The organism is uncultured Tateyamaria sp. (assembly GCF_947503385.1).
Lineage (GTDB): Bacteria > Pseudomonadota > Alphaproteobacteria > Rhodobacterales > Rhodobacteraceae > Tateyamaria.
In genome coordinates this window covers 502,365-524,686 of record NZ_CANNDO010000003.1, presented here as the reverse complement: position 1 = coordinate 524,686, position 22,322 = coordinate 502,365, and the positions used below count along the sequence as shown (strand labels likewise).

The 22,322-nt window shown below is 60.1% G+C and carries 11 protein-coding genes and 1 pseudogene; 8 read left to right on the top strand and 4 right to left on the bottom strand.

Annotated elements, in window-relative coordinates:
• The 7 genes and pseudogenes from Q1A85_RS13560 (at position 1) to Q1A85_RS13530 (ending at position 16,595) form a co-directional block, all read left to right on the top strand.
• Positions 1 to 2,772, top strand: coding sequence for a hypothetical protein (locus tag Q1A85_RS13560; protein ID WP_299690050.1), 2,772 nt, complete (start codon positions 1 to 3; stop codon positions 2,770 to 2,772).
• Between the two features lie 154 nt (positions 2,773 to 2,926).
• Positions 2,927 to 7,081 (top strand): hypothetical protein, encoded by a 4,155-nt coding sequence (locus Q1A85_RS13555; protein ID WP_299690047.1) that lies wholly within the window; start codon positions 2,927 to 2,929, stop codon positions 7,079 to 7,081.
• Complete coding sequence (locus Q1A85_RS13550; RefSeq protein ID WP_299690044.1) at positions 7,078 to 8,391, top strand: hypothetical protein; 1,314 nt, start codon at positions 7,078 to 7,080, stop codon at positions 8,389 to 8,391. Before Q1A85_RS13555 ends, Q1A85_RS13550 begins: the two co-directional genes overlap by 4 nt.
• A 402-nt stretch (positions 8,392 to 8,793) precedes the next feature.
• Complete coding sequence (locus tag Q1A85_RS13545; protein ID WP_299690041.1) at positions 8,794 to 14,148, top strand: GAF domain-containing protein; 5,355 nt, start codon at positions 8,794 to 8,796, stop codon at positions 14,146 to 14,148.
• Complete coding sequence (locus Q1A85_RS13540) at positions 14,145 to 14,480, top strand: Hpt domain-containing protein (RefSeq protein WP_299690037.1); 336 nt, start codon at positions 14,145 to 14,147, stop codon at positions 14,478 to 14,480. The genes Q1A85_RS13545 and Q1A85_RS13540 overlap by 4 nt, the downstream gene beginning before the upstream one ends.
• Positions 14,473 to 15,498, top strand: coding sequence for an adenylate/guanylate cyclase domain-containing protein (locus tag Q1A85_RS13535; RefSeq protein WP_299690034.1), 1,026 nt, complete (start codon positions 14,473 to 14,475; stop codon positions 15,496 to 15,498). The genes Q1A85_RS13540 and Q1A85_RS13535 overlap by 8 nt, the downstream gene beginning before the upstream one ends.
• A 297-nt stretch (positions 15,499 to 15,795) precedes the next feature.
• A pseudogene (locus Q1A85_RS13530) lies at positions 15,796 to 16,595 on the top strand (IS5 family transposase).
• Between the two features lie 130 nt (positions 16,596 to 16,725).
• On the opposite strand, the gene Q1A85_RS13525 reads toward Q1A85_RS13530, so the two are convergent.
• From Q1A85_RS13525 to Q1A85_RS13510, 4 genes are all read right to left on the bottom strand, one after another.
• Entirely contained in the window at positions 16,726 to 18,189 is a 1,464-nt protein-coding gene (locus Q1A85_RS13525) for a cytochrome c peroxidase (RefSeq protein ID WP_299690031.1), read from the bottom strand.
• Positions 18,186 to 18,833: a GNAT family N-acetyltransferase gene (locus Q1A85_RS13520; protein ID WP_299690028.1), complete on the bottom strand. Its 648-nt coding sequence runs from the start codon at positions 18,831 to 18,833 to the stop codon at positions 18,186 to 18,188. Before Q1A85_RS13520 ends, Q1A85_RS13525 begins: the two co-directional genes overlap by 4 nt.
• Before the next feature lie 59 nt (positions 18,834 to 18,892).
• Positions 18,893 to 19,549 (bottom strand): hypothetical protein, encoded by a 657-nt coding sequence (locus tag Q1A85_RS13515; RefSeq protein WP_299690025.1) that lies wholly within the window; start codon positions 19,547 to 19,549, stop codon positions 18,893 to 18,895.
• A 104-nt stretch (positions 19,550 to 19,653) separates the two neighbouring features.
• On the bottom strand, positions 19,654 to 20,592 hold the full coding sequence (locus Q1A85_RS13510) for a homocysteine S-methyltransferase family protein (protein ID WP_299690022.1): 939 nt from the start codon (positions 20,590 to 20,592) through the stop codon (positions 19,654 to 19,656).
• Between the two features lie 147 nt (positions 20,593 to 20,739).
• Between Q1A85_RS13510 and Q1A85_RS13505 the strand changes: the two genes are divergently transcribed.
• The gene (locus Q1A85_RS13505) at positions 20,740 to 22,305 is read left to right on the top strand and encodes a winged helix-turn-helix domain-containing protein (protein WP_299690020.1); all 1,566 of its coding nucleotides are present in this window, start codon (positions 20,740 to 20,742) and stop codon (positions 22,303 to 22,305) included.
• Positions 22,306 to 22,322 lie beyond the last annotated feature (17 nt).

Below are 22,322 nucleotides of genomic sequence, written 5' to 3'. Positions count from 1 at the left end.
ATGCCAAGCAGCTTTCGTTTCTTCCCCAATCTTCAGTTGGGCGCCGTCGCCGGAGCCCAAGTCGAAGAGGATGGACGTCTGCGTGCGGAATACGGCGTCCAGATCACCTCGCCCGATGGTGACGAGGGCAGTGCCGTTCCCGTGTCCGCCCGCTTCCGGGGTCCCGGTGATGTGATCGGCATCAATGATACCGAGATTGCCCGTTTTGAACCTGTTGCAGGGATTACCGATTTCGAACCGGACTATTTTCCGTTTGTCGAGTTTCGCAGTCCGGATTTGCCATGGCGCTTTTCGCTGGGCAACGGATGGCAATCGGATACTTCACAGCCAATCGAGAACATTGCCCCATGGATCGTTTTGATTGCGCTCACGGATGACGAATTCGAACGATTGGGGCGTGGCACGGCACCTTGCAACAAGGTGCTGGTTTACAATCCGGCTACATCATTGCCCGACCCGGAGGGGCGCTGGGCGGACGCGCATGTCCAGATGAATTCCGCTGCAAGTGAGACAGCGGCGGCTGCCGCGCTGCGATCCAATCCAGACAGCGGGTTTTCCAGATTGATTTGCCCACGCAGGCTGAAACCGTTAACCCGTTATTCTTTGTTTATCGTGCCGGCATACGAAAGCGGGCGCAAGGCGGGCTTGGGTCTAGACCCGCTGCAACAGCCGAGCGACCCGACCGATCCGGCATGGTCTGTGGCCGCAGACAGCCCGCCAGTGACATTGCCTTACTATGCCTCCAGCAGTTTTCGAACGGATGAAGGGCTGAACCTCGAAGCGCTGCTGGAACAACTTCGCTCACTCGATGACCGGGAAGCGGACGCTTTGGCTGCGGGGGACACCTTCCGCATCGATGTGCCCGGATACTTCCAGACAGTGTTTCCTGCCACTTCACCTGCGGCCAAACAGACCGCACTGAAACCGACAGGGGCAGAAGTAGGCGAAAATCCGGCCACGGACCGGCTCAAGGCCGCAACCGCCTTTGCGCTCAATCAGGTGATCGCAGGCGAAACGCAAAAATCCGAAAGCCCAGAGGCAGCGACAGGTGGCACCCTTGAACCTGCCGAGGCGGCGGTGAAAGAAGCGGAAGACTACCCTCTTGTGGGGTTGCCGCCTTACGGCTTTCGCTATTTGAAGCGCCCGGAGATTACGCCTGCTGCCGACCGCTGGGCCGAAGAGATCAACCTTGATCCGCGTTTTCGTCTCGCCGCTCAGCTTGGAGCCGCCTGTGTGCGCGACAATCAGGAAGAATTAATGGCCTCCGCTTGGGATCAATACGCGGAAATGGTGGAAGCCAACCGCGCCCTGCAACGTCTCCAAACCGCAGAGGCATTGGTCGAGCGGACAGTCTCGCGCCGGTTCGACGCCGTGGCAGCGGACGTGGCGGTCAGTCTTTCAGAGCCGTTTTTTCCCTACGCGCGAATGGGCGAAGAGTCCCAAACGGACGCCCTGCCGGGATTTGAAATTGGCCAGAGTGTTGGCGCGTATCTTGAGGCGCGTGGTGCGCCGCAATCCTATACTAGTCGCGACTTGCGGCGCATCGGTGCGCGTGTGCAAACGCGCACGCCTGAAACTGGCCGTGCCTTGCGCGCCCCGCAGATACCGGGAGATCAGACGCCCTCTGCCGCGGGCACAAGACGTCCCGGATCGGCGCTGGATGTCGCCGAATTGCGCCTGCAAAAACGCAATCGCCGCCTCGCCATTGACCGGCTTGGTGCGGCGGGCCTGTTGCGCAATGCCGCCGAGGTCCGCCCCGTCGCACGCAAAACGACCAAGATTGGCGTGAAACCCTTTGCTTCTGAACCGCTAAAGCAAATTTTGTCCGATCGTTTGCGGGCCTTGCCACGGCTCAAGGCCGATTTCCGTATCACTGGTCGTAGCGAACGAGAGGTGCGCGCGGGTGGTGCGATTTTCCGTGACCCGCGTCTGCCTGTTCCGCTGGTGGATTACTTGTTGAAGCGCGAACCGGGCGCTTTCATGGCAGGTCTCCGGGACATGCCAGACGACACCATCGCCTTTTTTGAGGAAAATCGCGCATTCGTCGAAGCGGTGTTGCTGGGTGCCAACCACGAAGTGAACCAAGAATTGCGCTGGCGCGGCTTTCCCACCGATATGCGCGGCACTGTTTTGCCGCGCTTTTGGAACCGGGGCGCGCCAAGACACGATCCCGCCCAGGACGACATCGGCGCCATAACGCACTGGGCCGCGCCATTGGGACGTCAGCACAGTCCTATCAATGACAACGGAAACCCGTCCTTGGTTGTGCTCATCAAAGGGGCGGTTGTCCGGAAACTGGATGAACCCGTGCTGCGCATCGACATCTCAACGAAAGCGGACACTTGGGAAGCCGGGCGCGTGCAGCGCAAATTCCTGCCAGCCTTTTCCGGCAAGCTGGGCACCGGGCTGGCCTATTACGGGTTTGACGTTTCGCTTGATTGGTTGCTGCACGACAGCCGTCTGAACAGGGCATTCTTCGTCATTCTCGAACCTCCGGGCCGGTTGCGCTTTGGCCTCGACGTGGGAAGCCGTTCGACGCGCCAGCGTGCGCAGAGACGGTCGTCCCTGACAAACTGGGACGAACTGAGTTTTTCCCATCTGGAACGGGACGGCGCGGGGTACATTCAGTCCGGGCAGGAGCTTGCGAAACCACAGGGTGCCACGCTGGACCTTTGGGGGTCTGCGCGAAGTTCGGCCAGTATCGCAAGGTCTTATTGGCAAAAACCGATTGCTGCGGTTGTGCCGATCAAGGGGGTGTTCGATGGCCGCTAAACGAACGAGGCGCGGAGGCACAAAGCGGGTTGAGGATACCAAACCGGGCCAGATGCGACAATCGCAGGACAGGTCCAAAGGGGATAGCCTGCGGGGGCCTTTGGTCTTGCTTCCAATGCGGCTGGAATTGCGTCGGTTTGAGCCGGGACAAAGGGTGCAACTACTTAAACGTGATGCCAAAGGCGGCCAAGAGCGGTACGACTACAAGGCCCCGGAACATGGCGCATTGTGGCTGCGTTGGTACCCTGACAGCAATTTTGCCGAACGTGGCATCGCCCCGATTACACCGGAAGAGGGCACGGCGCTTGCCAGTTTTGTTGCAACGCCGACGTTCAGGGACTTTCCCGCGCTAACCCTGCCTGACACACAGAATGCGTGGGCCACCTTTGTTTCAGTATGTGGCGATCCTGCACGGGCGTTGCATCTGCTGCGCACCGAGGGCAAGGATCTCCCCAAAGAGATGTCGGTCGACCTGCGCAATGGGCGGATCGCGGGTGCGCCTGCGCGCGTCGCCGTATTTACACTTGCTGAAGATGATCTGACCCTCATCAAGACATGTGAGGTGCCCGATCCCGACGCGGTGAATTACAGCGCCGCAGTGGCCGACGGGACCGGATGGATCACCGATTTTGATGCTGCTTTGGATTTGGGCATGGGAACCCGGATCGAAGAGGGCGAAGCCCTTGAAATCTTTGATAAGGCGGACTGGATACTCGCCGTCGGCCTAAGCGTGCATGACAGTGTGGCAGAAATCGATGCGTTCCTGACCGATGCGATTGCCAATGGCGATTTCCGCTTTATGCGTCCGAATGATGCGACAAACAACGCAGGCGAACAGACCACCGGGCATTCGACATCCGTGACGCAGCGGTCGGACATGGCCGATCGCATGTTCGAACACGAGTTGCAGATCGCCCAAAAAAGCGGAACCGCGGGGGAGCGGCTGGCCCGGACCCTCGGTCTGCCCACAGCGACCCTTTCCAAAGCGCCGAATTCGGGACAGCTTTATCAGTCCGCCGCGCGGGCCATGATCACCCTTATCGGACCGGTGCTGCTGGATGACAAACTCAACGGGGCGAGCCAGCTTCAGGGGATCGACGAGACCGCCTTTATCCGCGCCATTGCCGACCATTATTTCCCGCAGGGCCAGCATCCCGGGATACAGGTCGGAACCGCCGCGTATGGCGTGCTGCCTGTCGCCGTCACCAACACGCTTGATACTGCGGCGCTGAACACGGCTGACCAGCGGACCATCGGGGCAACAACGGTACTTTATGACCAAATCCTTGGTGGTCTGATGGAGAAAGAGGCCCGCGCCGTGGTTCCGCGTCTGCACGCCGAAGATCCGGATGCGGCGGAAAAGCTCGACGTGATCCTTCAATCCTATCCTCGGGGTCGCCGCGTCGACGTTTATCAGGACGGAGAAGAGATTCCGATGATCCTCGACTGCCCCTATGTCGAAGGGCGGGGCCAAGACCCAAAGAAATACCTTGGCGATTTGCAAGACGCACAACTGGCGCGGCTGGATGACGTGTTGGCGAGCGATCCGACCATGCCCTTGCTGTGCCGCCTGATCCTGCGGACAATTGACCGGCATTTGCGCTTCCAGATTGTGCGAGGCGCAGGCAATTCGGGCATACCGATGGATCGGTTGTCGCATCTCGAAAACATCGGCAACCGCCCGTTGGCCCAAAATGCAGTTGGCGCAATCAATTGGTATCGCGACCAAAGCTTGCGCCAGATTGCAACCAGCATACGGCCGTTTCCGTCGCTGCCGCAACTTGCTCTTCGGGGGGCGCTCAAACGGAATGCGGCGGATTTGTCCGACGCGTTGCGCGTCTTGCGCGATTTGGCCGACGAGGATGATGGCACCGCCCGGCTCGAAACGCTGATGATCGAAACCATCGACCTGTTTCAGTACCGGATCGACGCATGGCTTACCGGATTGGCACAGATGAGCCTCGACGCACAGATGGTCGCCGCGGAAGAAAAAGACCAGCCGCTCGCGCGGCAAATGGGCTATTTCGCGTTGCTGTCGCTGGAGGATTTCAAACGGCAGCGCGCGCAGCAGGGCAACGCCAAGTACCTGCAAGCTCCGACACCGGCGCAAGCCACCACGGCCGCTGTTTTGCATTCCGCTGGCACGCGACACGGGTCCGGACACGCATTCGACATCGACCTGAGTGCGCCGCGCGTGCGGTTGGGCCTTGATCTGCTCGAAAGGGTTGCAGCGGGCCTGTCCATTGGCGTGGCGCTCGGTTTGTTGGGCGAGCGGTGGTTGCGGCGCGTGCAGCAGGCGCAGCTCGTCTTGCCCTTGCGCACAGGCTTTCCGATCCAGAATGCCAACACGCCTGGCGCGGACACGGATCGGGCGAAGATTGCGCAGGTTTTTGACGGTTTGGCCTTTGCCAGATCAAAGGCCCCCAAATCCCCGTCCACCGAGGCCGATCTGCACGCTACGTTGACCGACGCCCTGGATGCGTTCAGTGACCTTGTGCTTGCCGAAGCCGCGTACCAAAGGGCCAAAGGTGCGGCGGAGCGGGCCAATGCGTGGCTTTCGGTTCTGTCTGGTGGCGCAGTCCCGGAACGGCCTGCCTTCATCTCGTCCATGCGTGCAGGCCACGCGTCAGATCACCAGATCGGCATGGCCTTGGTGCCCGCTACGCGCAAACAGGCCGGCAGTGCGCTGTTGGCCTTGGCTGATCCAAACCTCGCGGCGTACTGTGCCACCCTCACGCCGTTGAAAAAAGACCTCGCAATGCGGGTCGAGGTGCGGCGTGTAGACGATGGGAGCCGGATCTTTCGCGAACAGATGGGAGGGCGCAAGTCACCGTTGCCGTCGCCGGTCGAATTGGTGTTCATGTCCGTTGATGCGATCCGCCGCCGTCTCGTCCACAGGGCACTCTCGACGTACCGGTCTCGGATTGCGGCGGTGGAGGACGACCCGCTGGCCGGGCTGGACGCCGACGCTCTGCTGTCTTCGGCGATGTACCGTGTGCACTGCGTCGTTGACGGGGAAACCTTGTCTGACCTTGCGGATTGGCACGCGCCGCTGGCACGTATTGCAGGTGTCTTTCGGCGTGCCCGCGCGTTGGAGCCGACGGATTTGACGCGCATCAACAATTTTGCCGGTCAGGTGGACGATGCGGCCCTCCTGACCAGCAGTCAAGCGGCCTTCAAGAACATCAAGGCACGTCGCGGCCAACTCAAGAAGCGCATCGCCAAAATTGGCACCCAGATCGACACGGCGCGCATTGCACTTTTTGACGACATGATCTTTGACGTAGACCCCTACGCGCCAAGTGTGCGTCGCAGCATTGCGACGCTTAATACGCGGCTGGCCGAAGCAGCCCCACTGTTTGCGGGCGGCAAGGTGCCAATGGTTACAGGTGCTGATATTGTGGCCGACCGCACGGCAGTCGAGGACCGCATCAGCGACATCATCCATCAGATGACCACCCGGGTCGCACAGGCGCGGCCCAGCTACCCTGCGCCCAAGTCGCTGGACGATACAAACCGCGCCATCGCAGCAGAACGCGAGTTGATCCGAACACTGCTGGGACGGCCGGAGTTTCCGGTATTGCCCCAATATGCACATGTGCAGATGACACAGCCTATGATCTCCAGCGTCTCCCGCGTGGAAAGTGGCCTTGGCGAATGGCCAAAAGTTCGCGCCAAGGTGCAGCCACTGCTGACCTGCGCCACCTATGATCCGGAGTTGCGCCTTCACACCGGCATTGACCACGGCGTGTCCCGTTCCAACAGTGATGACCCAAGACCAGAGACGGAGTCACCGCGCAAACACCATTTTGCCCGTTTTCTCAGCCGCAGTGCAAATCTGGGAGCGGAGCCGCATTTCTGCGGTGTCATTGTCGACGAATGGGTCGAAACACGCCCCGCGACAGAACAGCCTGCCACGCTGGCGATTTCCTATGACGCACCACAGGCCGAAGCGCCCAACACGATCCTTTTGGGGGTGCCGGCCAAACTCGACAGTCCTGCTTGGTCAGAAAACAGCGCGGCCGAGATCGTGCGTGAAATGATCCGAATTCTGCAAATCCGTGCGCTTGGATCTCACGACACCTTGTTCGAGGCAACGATCCTGCCCGGTTCAAATACGATTGCCAACGCCTTCCGGAATGGGCGGTGGGTCGACCGGATTCCGGTGACCGATGGCAAGCGGGTTGTGCGGCCAGCATCCGAAATATCCCGACGATTTGTCGAGGTCGAAGAAACCGAGATTGCCGGTATCCGCGGCAGTGGCTTGCGCGAAACCTTGGGCTATGGCGGCAAGAGAGGCGGCACATGACTGAAAATGCACAAAGACTGGCCAGCGCCAGTACGTCCCCCGATATCGCCGAAGCCTTGGCCGCCCGCGTCGCTGACCCGTTGTGGATCGTCGCGCGCCAGTGGCAGATGGGTGAGTTCGAGGCCGAAAACGGCGGTAGCCCTGCTCTTGTTATTGTGACGCATCAATCCCTTCCTCTGTCCCGGATGCGCATTGGCGGCGATTGGGTCAACACACCGCCCGAGCGTCCGCTCGAAAGCCTGATCGAAGCCGAACGGGGCGGCGAGAAAGGAGGGCGGCCACGAGGCTGGAACACCGATACGTTGAGTTACGATGCACATTTAACGGCGGGCGATCTTAGCTTTGATATTCAAGGCTATGACGGACGCAGCCTCGACTGGTATGATTTTCGTCCTGACAAGCTGGACGACAAGGCGTGGTCCGACGTCAAGATGGCAGAGACAGACAGTGTTCCCGGCATGTTGGGCTTTCCGGGCGCGCCGGAGCCCCGCTGGTGGACGATTGAAGATGGCGCTGCCTATTTCGACAGTGCCGTTGATCCGGAACCCAATGTGCTGTCCATGCTTTTGCCTGAGTTTTTCTATGCCGATGTGCGCAATTGGTCACTTGCGCCGGCGCCGGTGCAGGCTGGCCATGTGCGCCGGATCGACAAGGTCGAAGTTGTCGACAGCTTTGGTGTCATCACACGGGCCGATCCGGTTCCGGCGGAGGAAACGCGGCTATTCTCGCTTGGTGGTGAGACGGCGGGGGCAGAGTTGTTCCTCAGCCCGCAGATTGCAGCACAAGTGGTAGATTGCGACACGCTCGAAGAGGTGAATTGGTACCGAGACGAGGCGGCCAATATGGTCTGGGCACATGAACGCACCATCACCGACGACACCGGCACGCATGACACTGGCACCGAGATGGCGCCGGATACACTCAGCACATCCGAAGCAGGGCGGTACTTTACCTTCAAAAACGACCAGCCCCGGGCCTACATCCCATATGTACCGCGCCAGCGGGACGAGGACGCGGCTTCTGGCGTAGCTCTTCGGCGGGGCAGGACCCAGATCGACGCGACGGTCGCGGCCCCGCAGCACCGGTCAAACACTGTGGCCGAAGCCACTTGGGTGAACCAAGAAGACATCGCACCCAATGGTCTGCGCACCCGGCGGCTGCATCGCTATGCCCGTGGTGCGGATGGCAAAGCGTATTTCTGGATTGGTCGCGACCGGCAGGTCGCTATTGCCGAGGATCGCGTGCGTCTCGCTTTTGATTATCTGCGCGACGAGACGGCGCAAAGGCGCGGGCAAAAGCCCAAGAAGTAAGGGGCGCGCCCCGCCTCACAGCGATGCGTTTGTCTGGCCATGACTGTAACCAGATCGCACACCGCGTTTTGGGCTGTCAGATGTCGCGACAAGGAGCGTTGCCTGTTTGTCCGTTTCTGCGTCATCCCAAACGTGCAAGTCGCGCCGAATTTGGACCGCGTTGGCGGGGTTACGTTCGGAGAACGACCGAGGTGTGAATGTTGTGCGGTCACGCAGCACGTTGATCGACCAGAGGCGGCGAATGTGCAAGAGTATCGAAATGGTCTGCAATATGATAAAAGGTGCCAACCGGCGTCTGGCCCGCTGATTTGAATGGCCGCATTTAAGCAAACGATTAGTGAAGCAAACGATTTGAAACCCCCGGCGAACGTTTCCTCAGCCACAGTGGATGACTCGCAGCGAATGGCTGCACAGACCGATATCGACAGAGCTGCGCATCTCGCGGCGGTGGCCGAGATCATGCAATTGATCGATGGATCCGGTCAGGATGACGTCCCGGTGTTTCAGGCTATTCTGGCCAAGGCGAAAACCCTGTGCAACGCACAGATGGCGGGTTTGATCCTCGCCACATCGGACGACCCTGTTCAAACACTCGCGGCTCATGATGGCGTCGAACCGACGGTTGTTGATCTGTTTCGAACCGGGCGGATGAAAATGGACGCAAGCCTGTCCTATGCGGCCAGGTGCATCGTCACCGGAGAGCTGATCGTGCACGACGACATGCGCGACAGCGATCTTTACCGGGCTGGCAGCCCTGTGGTCCGATCTATGGTCGACGACAGCAACATTCGCAGCGTTCTATTTGTCCCGCTGATCTCAGATGCGCGTGCGATTGGACTGATCACGCTCTTCCGCACCCGGGTCGCGGCGTTCACAGCGGATGAAGTAACCTTGGTCGAGGCATTCGCCACGCAGGCGGTAATCGCGATCAAGACGGTGCAGCAGTTCCGCAATGTGCAAACCCAACTTGGTCGGGAAAAGGCGTCCGCCGAGGTACTGGAGGTTATCAGTGGGTCGCGTGACGATGAAGCCCCGGTTTTCGAGGTGATCCTGCGCAATGTCGCAACGTTGTGTGACACTGATCTCGCCACTCTGTCGCGCGTGACTGCCGACGGCACGTTTCTCGAATGCGTCGCCCATTGCGGGATTGATCTGTCCACCGATCCACTGAACGAAGATATCTGGCCCATTGATGGACCTTTGCAAATTGCGCAGTCAGTCCGTGAGGCACGCGTCGTGCATTCGCCGGATCTGCGCCTGACTGACTATTACAGGGCGGGGCAGAAGTATTATCGCAAGCTGGTCGATGACGATGGGATCCGCACGCTGTTGACCGTTCCGCTGAGGCTGGCGGACGGCACGTCGGTCGGCTGCGTCGGGCTATACCGCAAAGAGGTGCGGCCATTTGCACCGGACGAGATTGCATTGGTCGAGACATTTGCCGCGCAGGCCGTGGTTGCCATCGAAAACGTTCACCAATTCACCGCGGTGCAAGAGGCAAACACCGCTCTGGCAAACAGGCTCGAACGTGAAAGCGCGACACGCGAAATCCTAAGCGTGATCAGCGCGTGCCGCGATGATGAGCAACCCGTATTCGAAGTGGTTTTGCGGAACGCGGCCCGATTGTGTGATGCGCCCATCGCCCGGTTGCATCTGGTATGCGAGGACGGCGCGCGTTTCCGCATGGCCGCTGCATGGGGCGGGGAAGTCCGTGCTTTTGCCATTGGTCAGTCATGGGTGATCAAACCGCAGCACGCGGTGGGGCGTTCGTTGCGGGAGGGGCTGGTTGTCCACGTTCCCGACATGCGGGACGATAATCTTTACCGGGATGGCGATCCCGAGCGGGTCAAACTGGTCGATGAGGAAGGCATTCTATCTATGCTGACCGTCCCTTTACGCGGAGCCGACGGCATCATCGGGTGTTTGGTCCTGAGCCGCAGATATCAGGAGCCGTTTAGCAACGACAACATCCGGCTGGTGGAAACCTTTGCTGCGCAGGCCGTAATTGCGATTGAGAATGTGCGTCAGAACCGTCAGTTGCAGATGCGTGTCGAACGTGAAACCGCCTCGCGCGAAACCTTGGAAGTCATCAGCAAGGCCCGGTCGGACTATCAGCCCGTGTTTGACGCAATTCTGCGCAATGCCAGCCGTTTGTGCCATGCGCCGTTGGCTTTTCTGAGCCTTGCGGATCACCAGAGCGGCCTTGTTACGATCCCTGCCAATGTGGGCGCACGCAGTGAATTCAGCGACGTTCTGAACGGGTTTGTAGAACCACTGAGCCGAACCGAACTTGTGGCCGTGCGTCCGATCCTTGATGGTCAGATCATCCGAGAGGACGATATCGCTGACGATCCAGTCTACACCCGTGACAGATCACCCCGCCGTGTTCAGATGGTCGAAGTCGAGGGCGCGCGTTCTGTTCTGGCGGTGCCACTGATCAAGGACGGACAGGGCATGGGTGTCATTGTGCTTTATCGGCGCGAGGTTGCCCCCTTTTCCGATGACGATGTGGATCTGGTGGCGACATTCGCCGCGCAGGCTGTCATCGCCATCGAAAACGTGCGCCAATTCCGCGAGGTACAGACGCGCACGACCGAGGTCGAAGAGGCGCTCGTACGTGAACAGGCCAGTGCCGAGATATTGCGGGTCATCAGCGAAACGCAATCCGATCTAGAGCCGGTGTTTGACACGATCCTGAGCCGCGCGGCGGAATTGTGCGACGCACCAATGGCCAGCCTCAATCTCGTGAACGAAGAACGAACCCATGCCAACCTTGTGGCCCATCACGGCGACACGCTGCAGGCGTTGGAAGTCGGGAAAACGCAGTGGCCACTAGACAACCAGCTGTCCAACGCGATTGCGATCACACAAAAGCAGGCGGTCATGATCCCCGACCTCAAGGACTCGGATCTTTACCGCGAGGGCAATGAAATTCGACGAAATGCGGTGGACGCGGAGGGCGTGCGCACCTTTCTTGCCGTGCCGTTGGTGCACAAGGGCGAGGGTATCGGCAGCCTTGCCCTGTACAAGCGTGAGGTCAGACCGTTCTCGCAAGAGGACATCGCGCTGCTGGAAAGTTTTGCGGATCAGGCCGTTATCGCCATCCAGAACGCGCGCCTTTTTAACGACACCCAGACCTCATTGGCACGCCAGACGGCCAGTGCTGACATCCTGCGCGTCATCTCGCAGTCACCCGACAGCCTGCAACCGGTGTTCGACCGGATCACGCGCAGTGCCACCGATGTCTGCGACGCGCGGTTCTGTATCCTCTGGCAGTATATCGACGACCAAATTCACTACTGTTCCAGCAGCGGCTTCTCGGCAGAGTTCATGGACGCCTATCTCGAAGATTACCCCATGAAACCCAAAGAGACGTCGATCGCCGGACACACGCTTGCCTGCGGCGGGCGGTATCATCTGGATGACGCGCAAGATCCCGAAAAATACTTTGATTTCGGAACCGCGCGGGAAAACAATTTCAAGCATATGGTCGGCCTGCCGGTCGTCACCCAAGGCCAGACCTGGGGACTGCTTATCGTGGCATGGCCACAGAACACCGTGCCCGATGCCGGACATTTCGAACAGCTCGAGGCGTTCACAGATCAGGCAGCCATCGCCATCCAGAACGTCGCGCTCTTTAACGAAACGCAAACTGCACTGGCACGTCAGACCGCCAGCGCCGACATCCTGCGGGTCATCAGCCAGTCGCCCACCGATGTCACGCCGGTCTTCGAGGCGATCGTGACCACGGCGGTCGCGCTTCTGGAATGCGACGGATCCGGCGTCTTGCTGCGGGTCGCAAACAGCTTCACGCTCGCCGCAGGCGTGGCGTCCGACGGACAGTTGCGGGTGCCCAGCGGACGGCAGATGCCGATCGAGCCCGAAAAGAACTACCCCTCGCAGGTTTTTGCGACGGGCGAAATGGTCTACATCTCGGATGCCTCGCAGGTCGATCTGCCCGAGCACGAGGTCGAAGCGTTCCGAAATTTCGACATGCAGACAGCCCTGTTCATGCCGCTCATGCGCAAGTCCGAATGCGTCGGCGTGCTGTGCTTTGACCGGCGAAAGGCCCGCCCGTTTTCCGCCGCCCAGATCGACCTTGCGAAATCCTTTGCCGATCAGGCGGTCATCGCCATCGAAAACGTGCGTCTCTTTCGCGCCGCACAAGAGGCCCGCGACGAGGCGGAACAAGCCAACGAGGCCAAGAGCGCATTTCTGGCCACCATGTCCCATGAAATCCGCACGCCCATGAACGCCGTCATCGGGATGAGCGGCCTGCTCATGGACACCCAACTCACCCCCGAACAGGACGACTACGCCCGCACTATTCGCGACAGCGGCGATGCGCTGCTGGGGATCATCAACGAAATCCTCGACTTTTCGAAGATTGAGGCAGGCCAGATGGACATTGAGGATCATCCGTTCGACCTGCGCAACTGTATCGAATCCGCGCTGGACCTTGTCAGTGGGCGGGCCGCCGAAAAGCAGTTGGAGCTGGCCTATGTTTACGACGACAGCGTTCCAGCCGGGATTAGTACGGACCTGACGCGGATGCGGCAGATATTGCTCAACCTGCTGTCCAACGCGGTTAAGTTTACGGACAAGGGGGAGGTTGTGTTGTCGGTCACGGCCAATCCGGCCCCGAACGGTCGAATGCAACTGGAGTTTGCGGTCAGGGACACCGGCATCGGACTCACGCCGGACGGGATGAGCCGTCTGTTCCAATCGTTCAGTCAGGCCGACAGTTCAACCACACGCAAATATGGCGGCACGGGACTGGGTCTGGCGATTTCCAAGCGTCTGGCTGAGTTGATGGGCGGTACGATGTGGGCCACCAGCGACGGTGCAGGTCAGGGGTCCACCTTTCGTTTCCGTATTCTGGCCAAACCCGCAAAGCTGCCCAAAACGGACACCCGCAGTCTTGTTGGCGAGCAGTCGGAACTGAGCGGTAAGCGGCTTTTGGTGGTGGACGACAACGCTACCAACCTCAAGATTTTGTCCCTGCAAACGCAGAAATGGGGGATGCAGACTCGAGCCTTTTTGACCCCGGCCGATGCGCTGGAGGCCTTGGATGCAGGCGCACAGTTTGACGTGGCGATCCTTGATATGCACATGCCCGAAATGGATGGCGTCGGTCTTGCCCGTGCGCTCGCCAAGCGCAGGCCGGACTTGCCCAAGGTCCTGTTCAGCTCTTTGGGCCTGCGTGACGCAACGGTGGAGGACGATCTGTTTGCCGCCGCGCTTGCCAAACCGCTGCGCCAGTCGCAACTTTTTGACACACTGATCACCCTGTTTGCCCCTGCGGCGCCGCGCAAACCGGCATCCGTTCCCACAGACAAACCCAAGACTGATCCGGACATGGCGGCGCGGCACCCGCTGCGCATTCTGCTGGCCGAGGATAACCTTGTGAACCAAAAGCTCGCCACACGGTTGTTGCAGCAAATGGGCTACCGCACAGACCTTGCCAGCAACGGGATCGAGGCCTGCGAAAGTGTTGCCCGCCAAACCTATGACGTGGTTCTCATGGACGTGCAGATGCCGGAGATGGACGGCCTCGAAGCGTCCCGCCGCATAAATCGCGATCATGCCGACAGTGCGCGCCCGCGAATTATTGCCATGACCGCCAACGCCATGCAGGGCGACCGAGAGATGTGTCTGGCTGCGGGTATGGACGATTACATCGCCAAGCCGATCCGCGTGGATCGACTGATCGAAGCGCTGCTCGCGGTGCCAGCCCATCAAAGGGACGCAACATGACGCAGGACCTCATCGACACGGCGACCTATACCGAGCTCTGTGATGCCATGGGTGCCGATTTTGTGGCCGAACTGGTCAACACCTTTCTCGAGGACGCGCCCAATATGATCGCGGCCCTGAAACTGGGGGCATCAAATGGCGACGTGGATGCCTACCGTCGTGCTGCACACTCCATCAAATCCAACGCTGAGGTTTTTGGGGCTGCGCCGCTTGCCAAGCAGGCGCGTGAGATGGAATTGACTGGCCTGCCCGTAGCCAATCCGCCCATTCCGACGCTCGAAGCGATCTATGCCGACACTGTACGCTGTCTGAGGGCTTTGCGAGATGCGTGACATGCCGGGGCGCCTGCTGATCGTCGACGACAACAAGGTCAATCGCCTGCTCATGTCGCGCAGCGTCGAACAATTGGGTCACACCGCCGCAGTCGCTGAAAATGGGCGCATTGCCATGGAGATGCTGCGGGCCAGATCTTACGACATCCTGCTTCTCGATATCGAGATGCCCGAAATGGATGGTTTTGAGGTGCTGGAAGCGCTCAAGGTCGATCCCAAACTGCGCGATCTGCCGGTTATCGTGACGTCGTCGGTCGAAGGGCTCGACAATATCGTACGCTGCATCGAATTGGGTGCTGACGACTACATTCCCAAGCCGGTCAACAAGGTACTGCTCAATGCCCGTGTCAGCGCCAGCCTTGAACGCAAACGGCTTTATGACGAACAGAAAAAGCTGTTGGATCGGTTCGCCACGGTCGAAGTGGCACAGCACCTGAGCGAAGGCGGGTTTACCATCGGCGGGCAACGATTGGACGCCACAATCCTGTTTTGCGACATCCGGGATTTCACCTCGATGTCCGAAGCCATGACACCCGAGGCCACGATTGACCTCATCAACACGTTTTACACCCTGATGTTCGATGCCGTCTCTAGCCAGGGTGGAATCGTCAGTCTGATGGTGGGGGATGGTCTCATGGCTCTTTTTGGCGCGCCAAGGCCCATCGAGAACTCTGCGCAATGTGCGTTGGCTGCGGCACAGGACATGCTTTTGATGACCGCGGCCCTGAACGAAGAGCGGGTAATAGTCGGAGAGGCGGAACTCAGGATTGGTTTTGGGATTGCGACGGGTGAAGTGGTTGCGGGTTACACCGGCACTGACGATCGTGCGACATATACCTGCATCGGCAAGACGGTAAACCTTGCTGCACGGTTGGAAGCGCACACCAAGATCGTGGACCGGAGCGTCCTTTTTGACGAAGCGACATTTGCGGGTTTGACCGACCAATCCAGTTGCACGTCCATGCCAGAGGTGCGGTTCAAAGGGTTTTCCGACGCAATGCGGGTGTTTGCGTTGTAAAAGTGCCAGCAATCTGTGGCTTTTGGTGCTGGACGATGTGGGAAACACGCCTTCGCATCTGGCACCGAGGCCAGCGGACAAAAGCCACCCTTGCGCCGGTGACAAGATCGAAACCGCTCATTCGCAGTCTCGGAAAGCGTAGTGAATCTGCGCAATGTCCCCCCGAAATTCATTGCGCTGTTTTTACATTTGATGGCCGTTGCGCGATATCGACCGGGTGTCATTCCAGCCCTAGGTTCAGGACCCATTGATTTCCGTTGAACGGCATGATTCACGGCTCAAAAACGAGCGGTGAGCATGTCCGATCTTTTCTGGTTGAGCGATGCGCAGATGGCGCGTCTCGAGCCCTTCTTCCCTAAATTTCACGGCAAGCCCCGTGTTGATGACCGGCGCGTTCTGAGCGGGATTATCTTTTTCAATCGCAATGGCTTACGGTGGCGTGACGCGCCCAAAGGATATGGCCCGCACAAGACGCTGTACAATCGTTGGAAACGGTGGAGCGACAAGGGTATCTTTGCTCAGATGATGGTCGGTCTGGCGGTCGATCATGGCGAGACAAAGACCGTGATGATCGATGCGACCTACCCAAAAGCACATCGGACAGCGACCAGCATGGGCGTCAAAAAAGGGGGCGTGGGCGCCTGATCTTTGCCCGGCAGGGTATTTCCGCAGGAAATGCCCCGAGAGGGAGGCGGACCAAAGGCGGTATGAACACCCAGTTACATGCCATCTGCGACAGCCAGGGCCGTCCGTTGAACCTGTTCGTCACCGCCGGGCAGGTCAGCGACTACATCGGCGCGCGCGCGCTGCTGAGCAGCTTGCCAGAGGTCGACTGGCTACTCGGCGGCCGAGGCTATGATGCTGACTGGTTCCGAGAAGCGTTACAAGACAAGGCGATACGCCCCTGCATCCCAGGCCGAAAGCAACGCAAGACGCGTGTGAAATACGATAAGCGCCGATACAAACGGAGCAATCGCATCGAGATCATGTTCGGCAGGCTCAAGGACTGGCGGCGGGTGGCCACCCGGTACGACCGTTGCCCAAAGGTATTCCTGTCAGCAATCGTACTTGCTGCCCTCGTCATCTACTGGCTTTGAAACTCAATGAGGCCAGACCCTAATTGATCGAGCCGTCAGGACGCGTCCAACACGCGGCGATCGGGGCGTCGCGGTTGCCCCTCAGATCGCGGTCAGCGATGTGCCAGGCAGCCGATTTCCACTCCTGCGTCTATAGGGGCGGCTCGACGGCGAGGCCGGATGGCACTGACTTCGGGCGTTGATCGGGAAGGCGGGCTGCCGCAGGATCGGTAAGCGTATGCAAAAAGGCTACAAGCCGTTCAATCTCATTGTCCGATAAGGTCCGTGGGACCAACTGATTGGCCTTGAGGATGCGAGCGCGCAGTTGGTGCGTCGTCATCACACGGGTGTCGCGCAGGTCGAAATCCTGCCGCCGTGACGGCGCAAGCACCTCAAATCCAAGATCAGTACCACGGCCCGTAAGGCGCAGGACCTGACCCAATTCAGGCAACACGACAGTATCGGGATCAAAACCCATCAGGCTGCCTGCGGGATCAAGGTGATGACGTATTGCAGCCTCCAGCGATTCGTAGGCGCCGCTATGCCCCCACGGTCCTGTGAGTGCGACATTGCGTAATGACGGTGTGCGAAAGGCAAACAGATCGGCGTCATCCAACGTCACCCGGTATCGGCCTTCATCTTCCTGCCGTGCAGGCAGGCCCGTGTCGTGAAAATAGCTCAGATCAGCGCCGTGCCCTTTGCCAGGGCCGATCTGTGGCATCCCGATGGCGTGAAATCCGTGATCTGTAAAAAGCGGGCCACTGTGACAGTTCGCACAACCCGCCTTGCCATAAAACAACGATAACCCCTGCACCGCATCCCGCGACAGAAGCGATACATCCCCGGTCCGGAGCACGTCATCGAACGGCGCGGTGTCAGATCGGAATGCAACAGTCTGAAAGGCCGCGAGCGCCTCGGCGATGTGCACAAAGCTGATCTCGTCGCGGGCGCGCAACATTGGAAACGCGTCGAACATCATGTCCACGTATCCGGGCGTATGTGCGACTCTCTCCGCCAGCAGTTCCCACACCCGCAAGCGATCTTCGGTGGCAGCGGCGTCGGCGACCGGGTTTTCGCCATATTGCCCGGCCATTTCGATGGGCGAGGTGACGGGAAAGAAAGCCTGCGCCGCAAGCAGGTTTGACACCCCACCTGGCAAGTCGTCCCCAGCGGGTGTGTCAAACCCATGGCCATCCGCGCTACGTTCGACGCGACCATCATGAAACATACTGACATACGCTCGCGCCCCAATGTTCCAGAGCGCTTGCGCATTGCGGGGCACGCGCCCGGTGACCGGATCACGCGTTGTGCGCCGTGAGCCTGCGCCCGTCCCACCTTCGCCAATCCCAAGTGCCAACCCGTCGCCGGAGGCGAGGGCCGGGTCATGGCAGGTGCCGCACGAGATGTTGCGATTGCCGGACAGGATCGGGTCAAAAAACAGGGTGCGCCCCAGATCGACCAGCGCGCCTGTCGGACGCCCGTCGTAGAGGAAGTCCGCATCCGTCAGTGGCGCGGGCAAACGCGTATCCGCCCGCGCCACATCCAACGCGGTGGTGGCGCAGGACAGGACCAACACGACCCCAATGAACGACCAATTGGGCAGCAGACGGGTCATGCCGGGCTCCGACGGGTTGCGATTTGAGGTGGGGCCGACGCGGTGGTCTCAGGCAACTGCTTTTCAAGCAGTAGCACGTCGCCGGTGTAATAGGGCGGGCACGGATGCAAAAGGACGGGTGACCGGGCAGACAGGCTATAGCCCAACCGCTGATACAACCGCAGCGCGCCATGGTTTTGCGCGTAGACCTGAATGCTGAGGCGATCAAACCCTTGGCGTCGCGCGATGCGTTCAACCTCACCCATCAACGCGGTGCCCACCCCGAAACCGCGTGCCGCGGGCGTAACGGCAAGCGCATTCACATACCACGTGCCGACGCTCAGCCGCTCCAACGCGACGAAGGGTATGACCGGCAAAGGCAGGTCATCCAGCGTGCCTTCGGGCGCGCTCTGGATCGGGTAGGACAGGGCCATCCCGACAGCTTCGCCAAACCGTTCGGCCAAGATCGCATTTTTGTAGGAAAAACCGCCTGTGTCCCGCTTGGCTCGGGAGATGCCGTAATCAAGCGGGCATTGCTCGGGCTTGGCGGACTGAGCCCAAAGCCAACGGGGAATGCCTTCGCCCGCAGTGTCAATGAACTTGGCCAGATTGACGGCGTCGCCGGTATGGGCCGGGCGCAGGTTGAGGTCGCTAAAGTCTTTCATCGGGGGTCTCGAATTTTGAAAGGGCGTCCCCGACACAAACGGTCAGGGACTGCCGTGTGTCAGAAGAAAGAGGAGGGCAGGTCATCAATGGGACCGACGCGAGCGCCTGAATCCCACTCAAGGTGGTTGTCCTCCAACCCGGCGGCGTCCGGCTGCATGTTCCAAAGCTGGGCATGGTCGTCCTGTGCCGCTTCGAACACAAAGGTTGCGCTGATCGCCATGAAATCATTGAAGCCGAGCGTGGTCTGGACAAGGCCGCCATCGATATCGGCGTATTCACCCGTCGCGCCGGTGATCGGGCGCAGGTTTTCTTTGCCGATATCGGCGATTTCTGTGCCTTGGGTGATGATCTGGTCACCACTGTCAAAGGCAAAAACCTGCCGCGATATCACCCAGACACCGGTGGTTGCGTTGCCCGCGTCGCCGACAAAATAGCCATCGCAGGTCCATGTCCCCAGCACAGTGTCCGGAAAAGCCGGACTGCCATCCTTGAGCACACCGGACACACCGTCCGACAGCGTGCCGGCGGGGTAGATGTAACCTTGGCTCAGAAACGCGTTGCCGTGGGCAGGCATTCCATTGTCGTGCAGAGGCGTTGCGGCCATAAAGATACGCGTGTGGTCTTCGGCCACGTCAAAGGCCATGTGTTTGCCGTCGGCCGCGACAAGGCCAGCGCTGGCAATCAGCGCGAGGGCGGAGAGAGATGTTTTCAACATTTTGGATTCCTTTGGGTTGAGTAAGTTGACGTGCAGGTCACAGGCCCGTGCCCGGTGAAAGGCGCGCGCAACTGTTGAGGTGAGGGCCGCGGTGGCGGCCCGGATCAGGTGGCGGCGGTGGCCGAGCAGATTGCCGCGATGTGCCGGTGGTCGGTGCCGCAGCAGCCGCCCATCACCGTCAGGTGAGGCAACAGCGCTGTAAGCCTCGCATAAAGCGTGCCCAGTTCGGCCGGGTCGCCGTCATCAAGCGTGTCCGCGGCGTCCAGTTCGGCATGGCTTTGGCGCGACGCATTGGCCCGCAGCCCCAAGATGCGCTGCGTCCACGAACCGGTAAGGACGTCGGAAAAATGGTCCGGGTGCGCGCAATTGATCATGTAATAGGCGGGATATGCGCCCGTTGCCTGATCAACAGCCTCAATGGCCGCGCCCAGCGTTTCGCCCGAGGGCAGAGCGCCGTCGGTTTCTACCGTAAAGGCAATAGCAACCGGGATGCCACGCGCCTGTGCCGCCCGCACGATGCCCACCGCCTCGGCGCTGTAGGTCAGGGTCAGGGCGGTCACCATGTCTGCGCCGAATGTGTCGAACCATTCGATTTGGGCACTGTGATACGCTTGTGCCTGATCTGCCGAGAGCAGGCGGGCAGGTGCATAGCCATCGTCCTGCGGGCCGATCACACCGTTCAGGACAAAGGGGCTGATGCCTTCGACCTCATGCGCCTCGCGCAGGCGGATCAATGTACAGATCGCCTCACGGTGGACAGCGCGCAGGTCGTCCTGTGACATGTCCAGTTCGGCGGCCCATCGGGCACTGGCACGCCACGTAGGGGTGTCCATGATGAAGCCACGCCGCTGCGCAACGGCCAGTGCCGCGAACCGGGTCATATAGGCGTCCATGGCAGCCAGACCTGCGTCGCTTTCCAGCGCTTTGAACGCCGCAAAAAGCGGCAGGTCGATGCTGTCGTGAAAGATCAGCGTTGTCTCCAACCCGCCATCGGTGATCATCTGGGTGCCGTTCAGTTGCGGCAAGGCGTTGCGATATTTCATTGTCGGATCCCTCTGTGGCTTTCCTACGTGTCGGCGTCGTGGCACAGAGGTAGCGAGGGCCGTTCGGCCTTGCTTGAGACAAACCTGAGAAGTTTCTGAGAAAACCCTTTAGATGTCCGGGAACGGGATCAGATCGGTGGGTGCCGCATGAAAGTGCGTATTGCAGACGCGGAAATCGACTTTGACAGGATGGTTGTGCGCAGCGGTGACGCGGAGCGTAAGCTGACGCGTCAGCCGCTGGGTATCCTGCGCGCGCTGGTCGATGCGGATGGCGACATTGTGACCAAGGATCAATTGGTCGAACAGGTCTGGGGCGGGCGGATCATCACAGATGCAACGCTGTCCACCGCGATGAAAGAAGCACGCCGCGCCACCGGAGATACAGGGACCGCTCAGCGGATCATTGAGACGGTGCATGGCGTGGGTTTTCGCCTTGCCGTACCCACAGAGCGTGATCCATCCCCATCCGATATCCGTGATGAAAAGCCAGCAATCCTTGTTCTGCCCTTCCGCAGTCTGAGCGCCGCACCCGAGGATGCGCCCATCGCCGACGGGTTCAGCGAGGAAATTACATCCAACCTGACACGGTTCCGTAACCTGCGCGTTCTGTCCCACCTCACCGCGATCCATCTTCAGACCAGCGACACCGATCAGACCGCGCTGGCCGACACGTACGGCATCGACTTTGTGGTCGAGGGCAGCCTGCGCCGTGCGTCGGAACGCTTGCGTGTGACGGTTCAGGTCAGCGATGTGCGCACTGGCGAGATCGCGGTCATGGAACAATTCGACCGGCCCTGCACCCCAAGCGAGATTTTTGACATACAGGACGAGATTGGCTTGCTGACCGCCGGACGGGTGGCGTCGCAGCACGGTGCCCTTGGTGCCCGCATCCGCAACCGCAGGGTCGATGGGCGGACGACGACGTGGGATGTCTATACCGCCGTCGCGCAGTTCTACGAGTTCTACAAGTCCTACGATCCTGCCTCGCATCTGGAGTTGCGCACCCGATTGCCCGCTTTGCTGGAGACGGACGCAAACGCGTCGGATGGATGGGCAGCCTACGCGCTGATCCTGCTGGAAGAGCAACGCTATCACCTCAATGAACGGCCCGGTGTCAACGCCACCCGCCTTGGCCTCGACGCCGCCAAGCGCGGCGTGGCCTGCGACCCGCAAAGCGGGTTTGCACAGATGGTGCTGGCACTGTGCCAGTTCCACACCGGTGACCTTTCAGGCTTTCGCGCGACGGCTGAAACGGCCCTGCGGCTCAACCCCGGCCACGCAGATATTCTGGCTGAAATCGGCCATTGCCACGCGTTTCTTGGAGAGTTTGACCGCGCGATCCCGCTGTTGGACAAGGCCATAGAACTGAGCCCGGTGCATCCGGGCTGGTATCACTACGCCCACGCGTGGCGTTTTGCGTTGGGTGATTTCTGGCAGGCAGCCCTGCTGGAGATCGAGAAGGTGCCGATGCCGGGGTTCCCTTGGTATCACGCGCATCAGGTCTGGTTTCATGCAGAACTCGGGAACGCAGAGGCCGCAGATACGGCCAAAGGACACCTGCTGGCCGTCCTGCCAAACTTCGAGAGGGATATACCGCAGGAGATGGTGTTCCATTACTTCACCGGTCCCTTGGTGCGCAAAGCGTTCGCGGGATGGAAAAAGGCCGGTATGAGCATCATCGACCCGCCAGAGCCACCATTGCGTCAGACCTGAGGTCCCGCGTTTGGCCC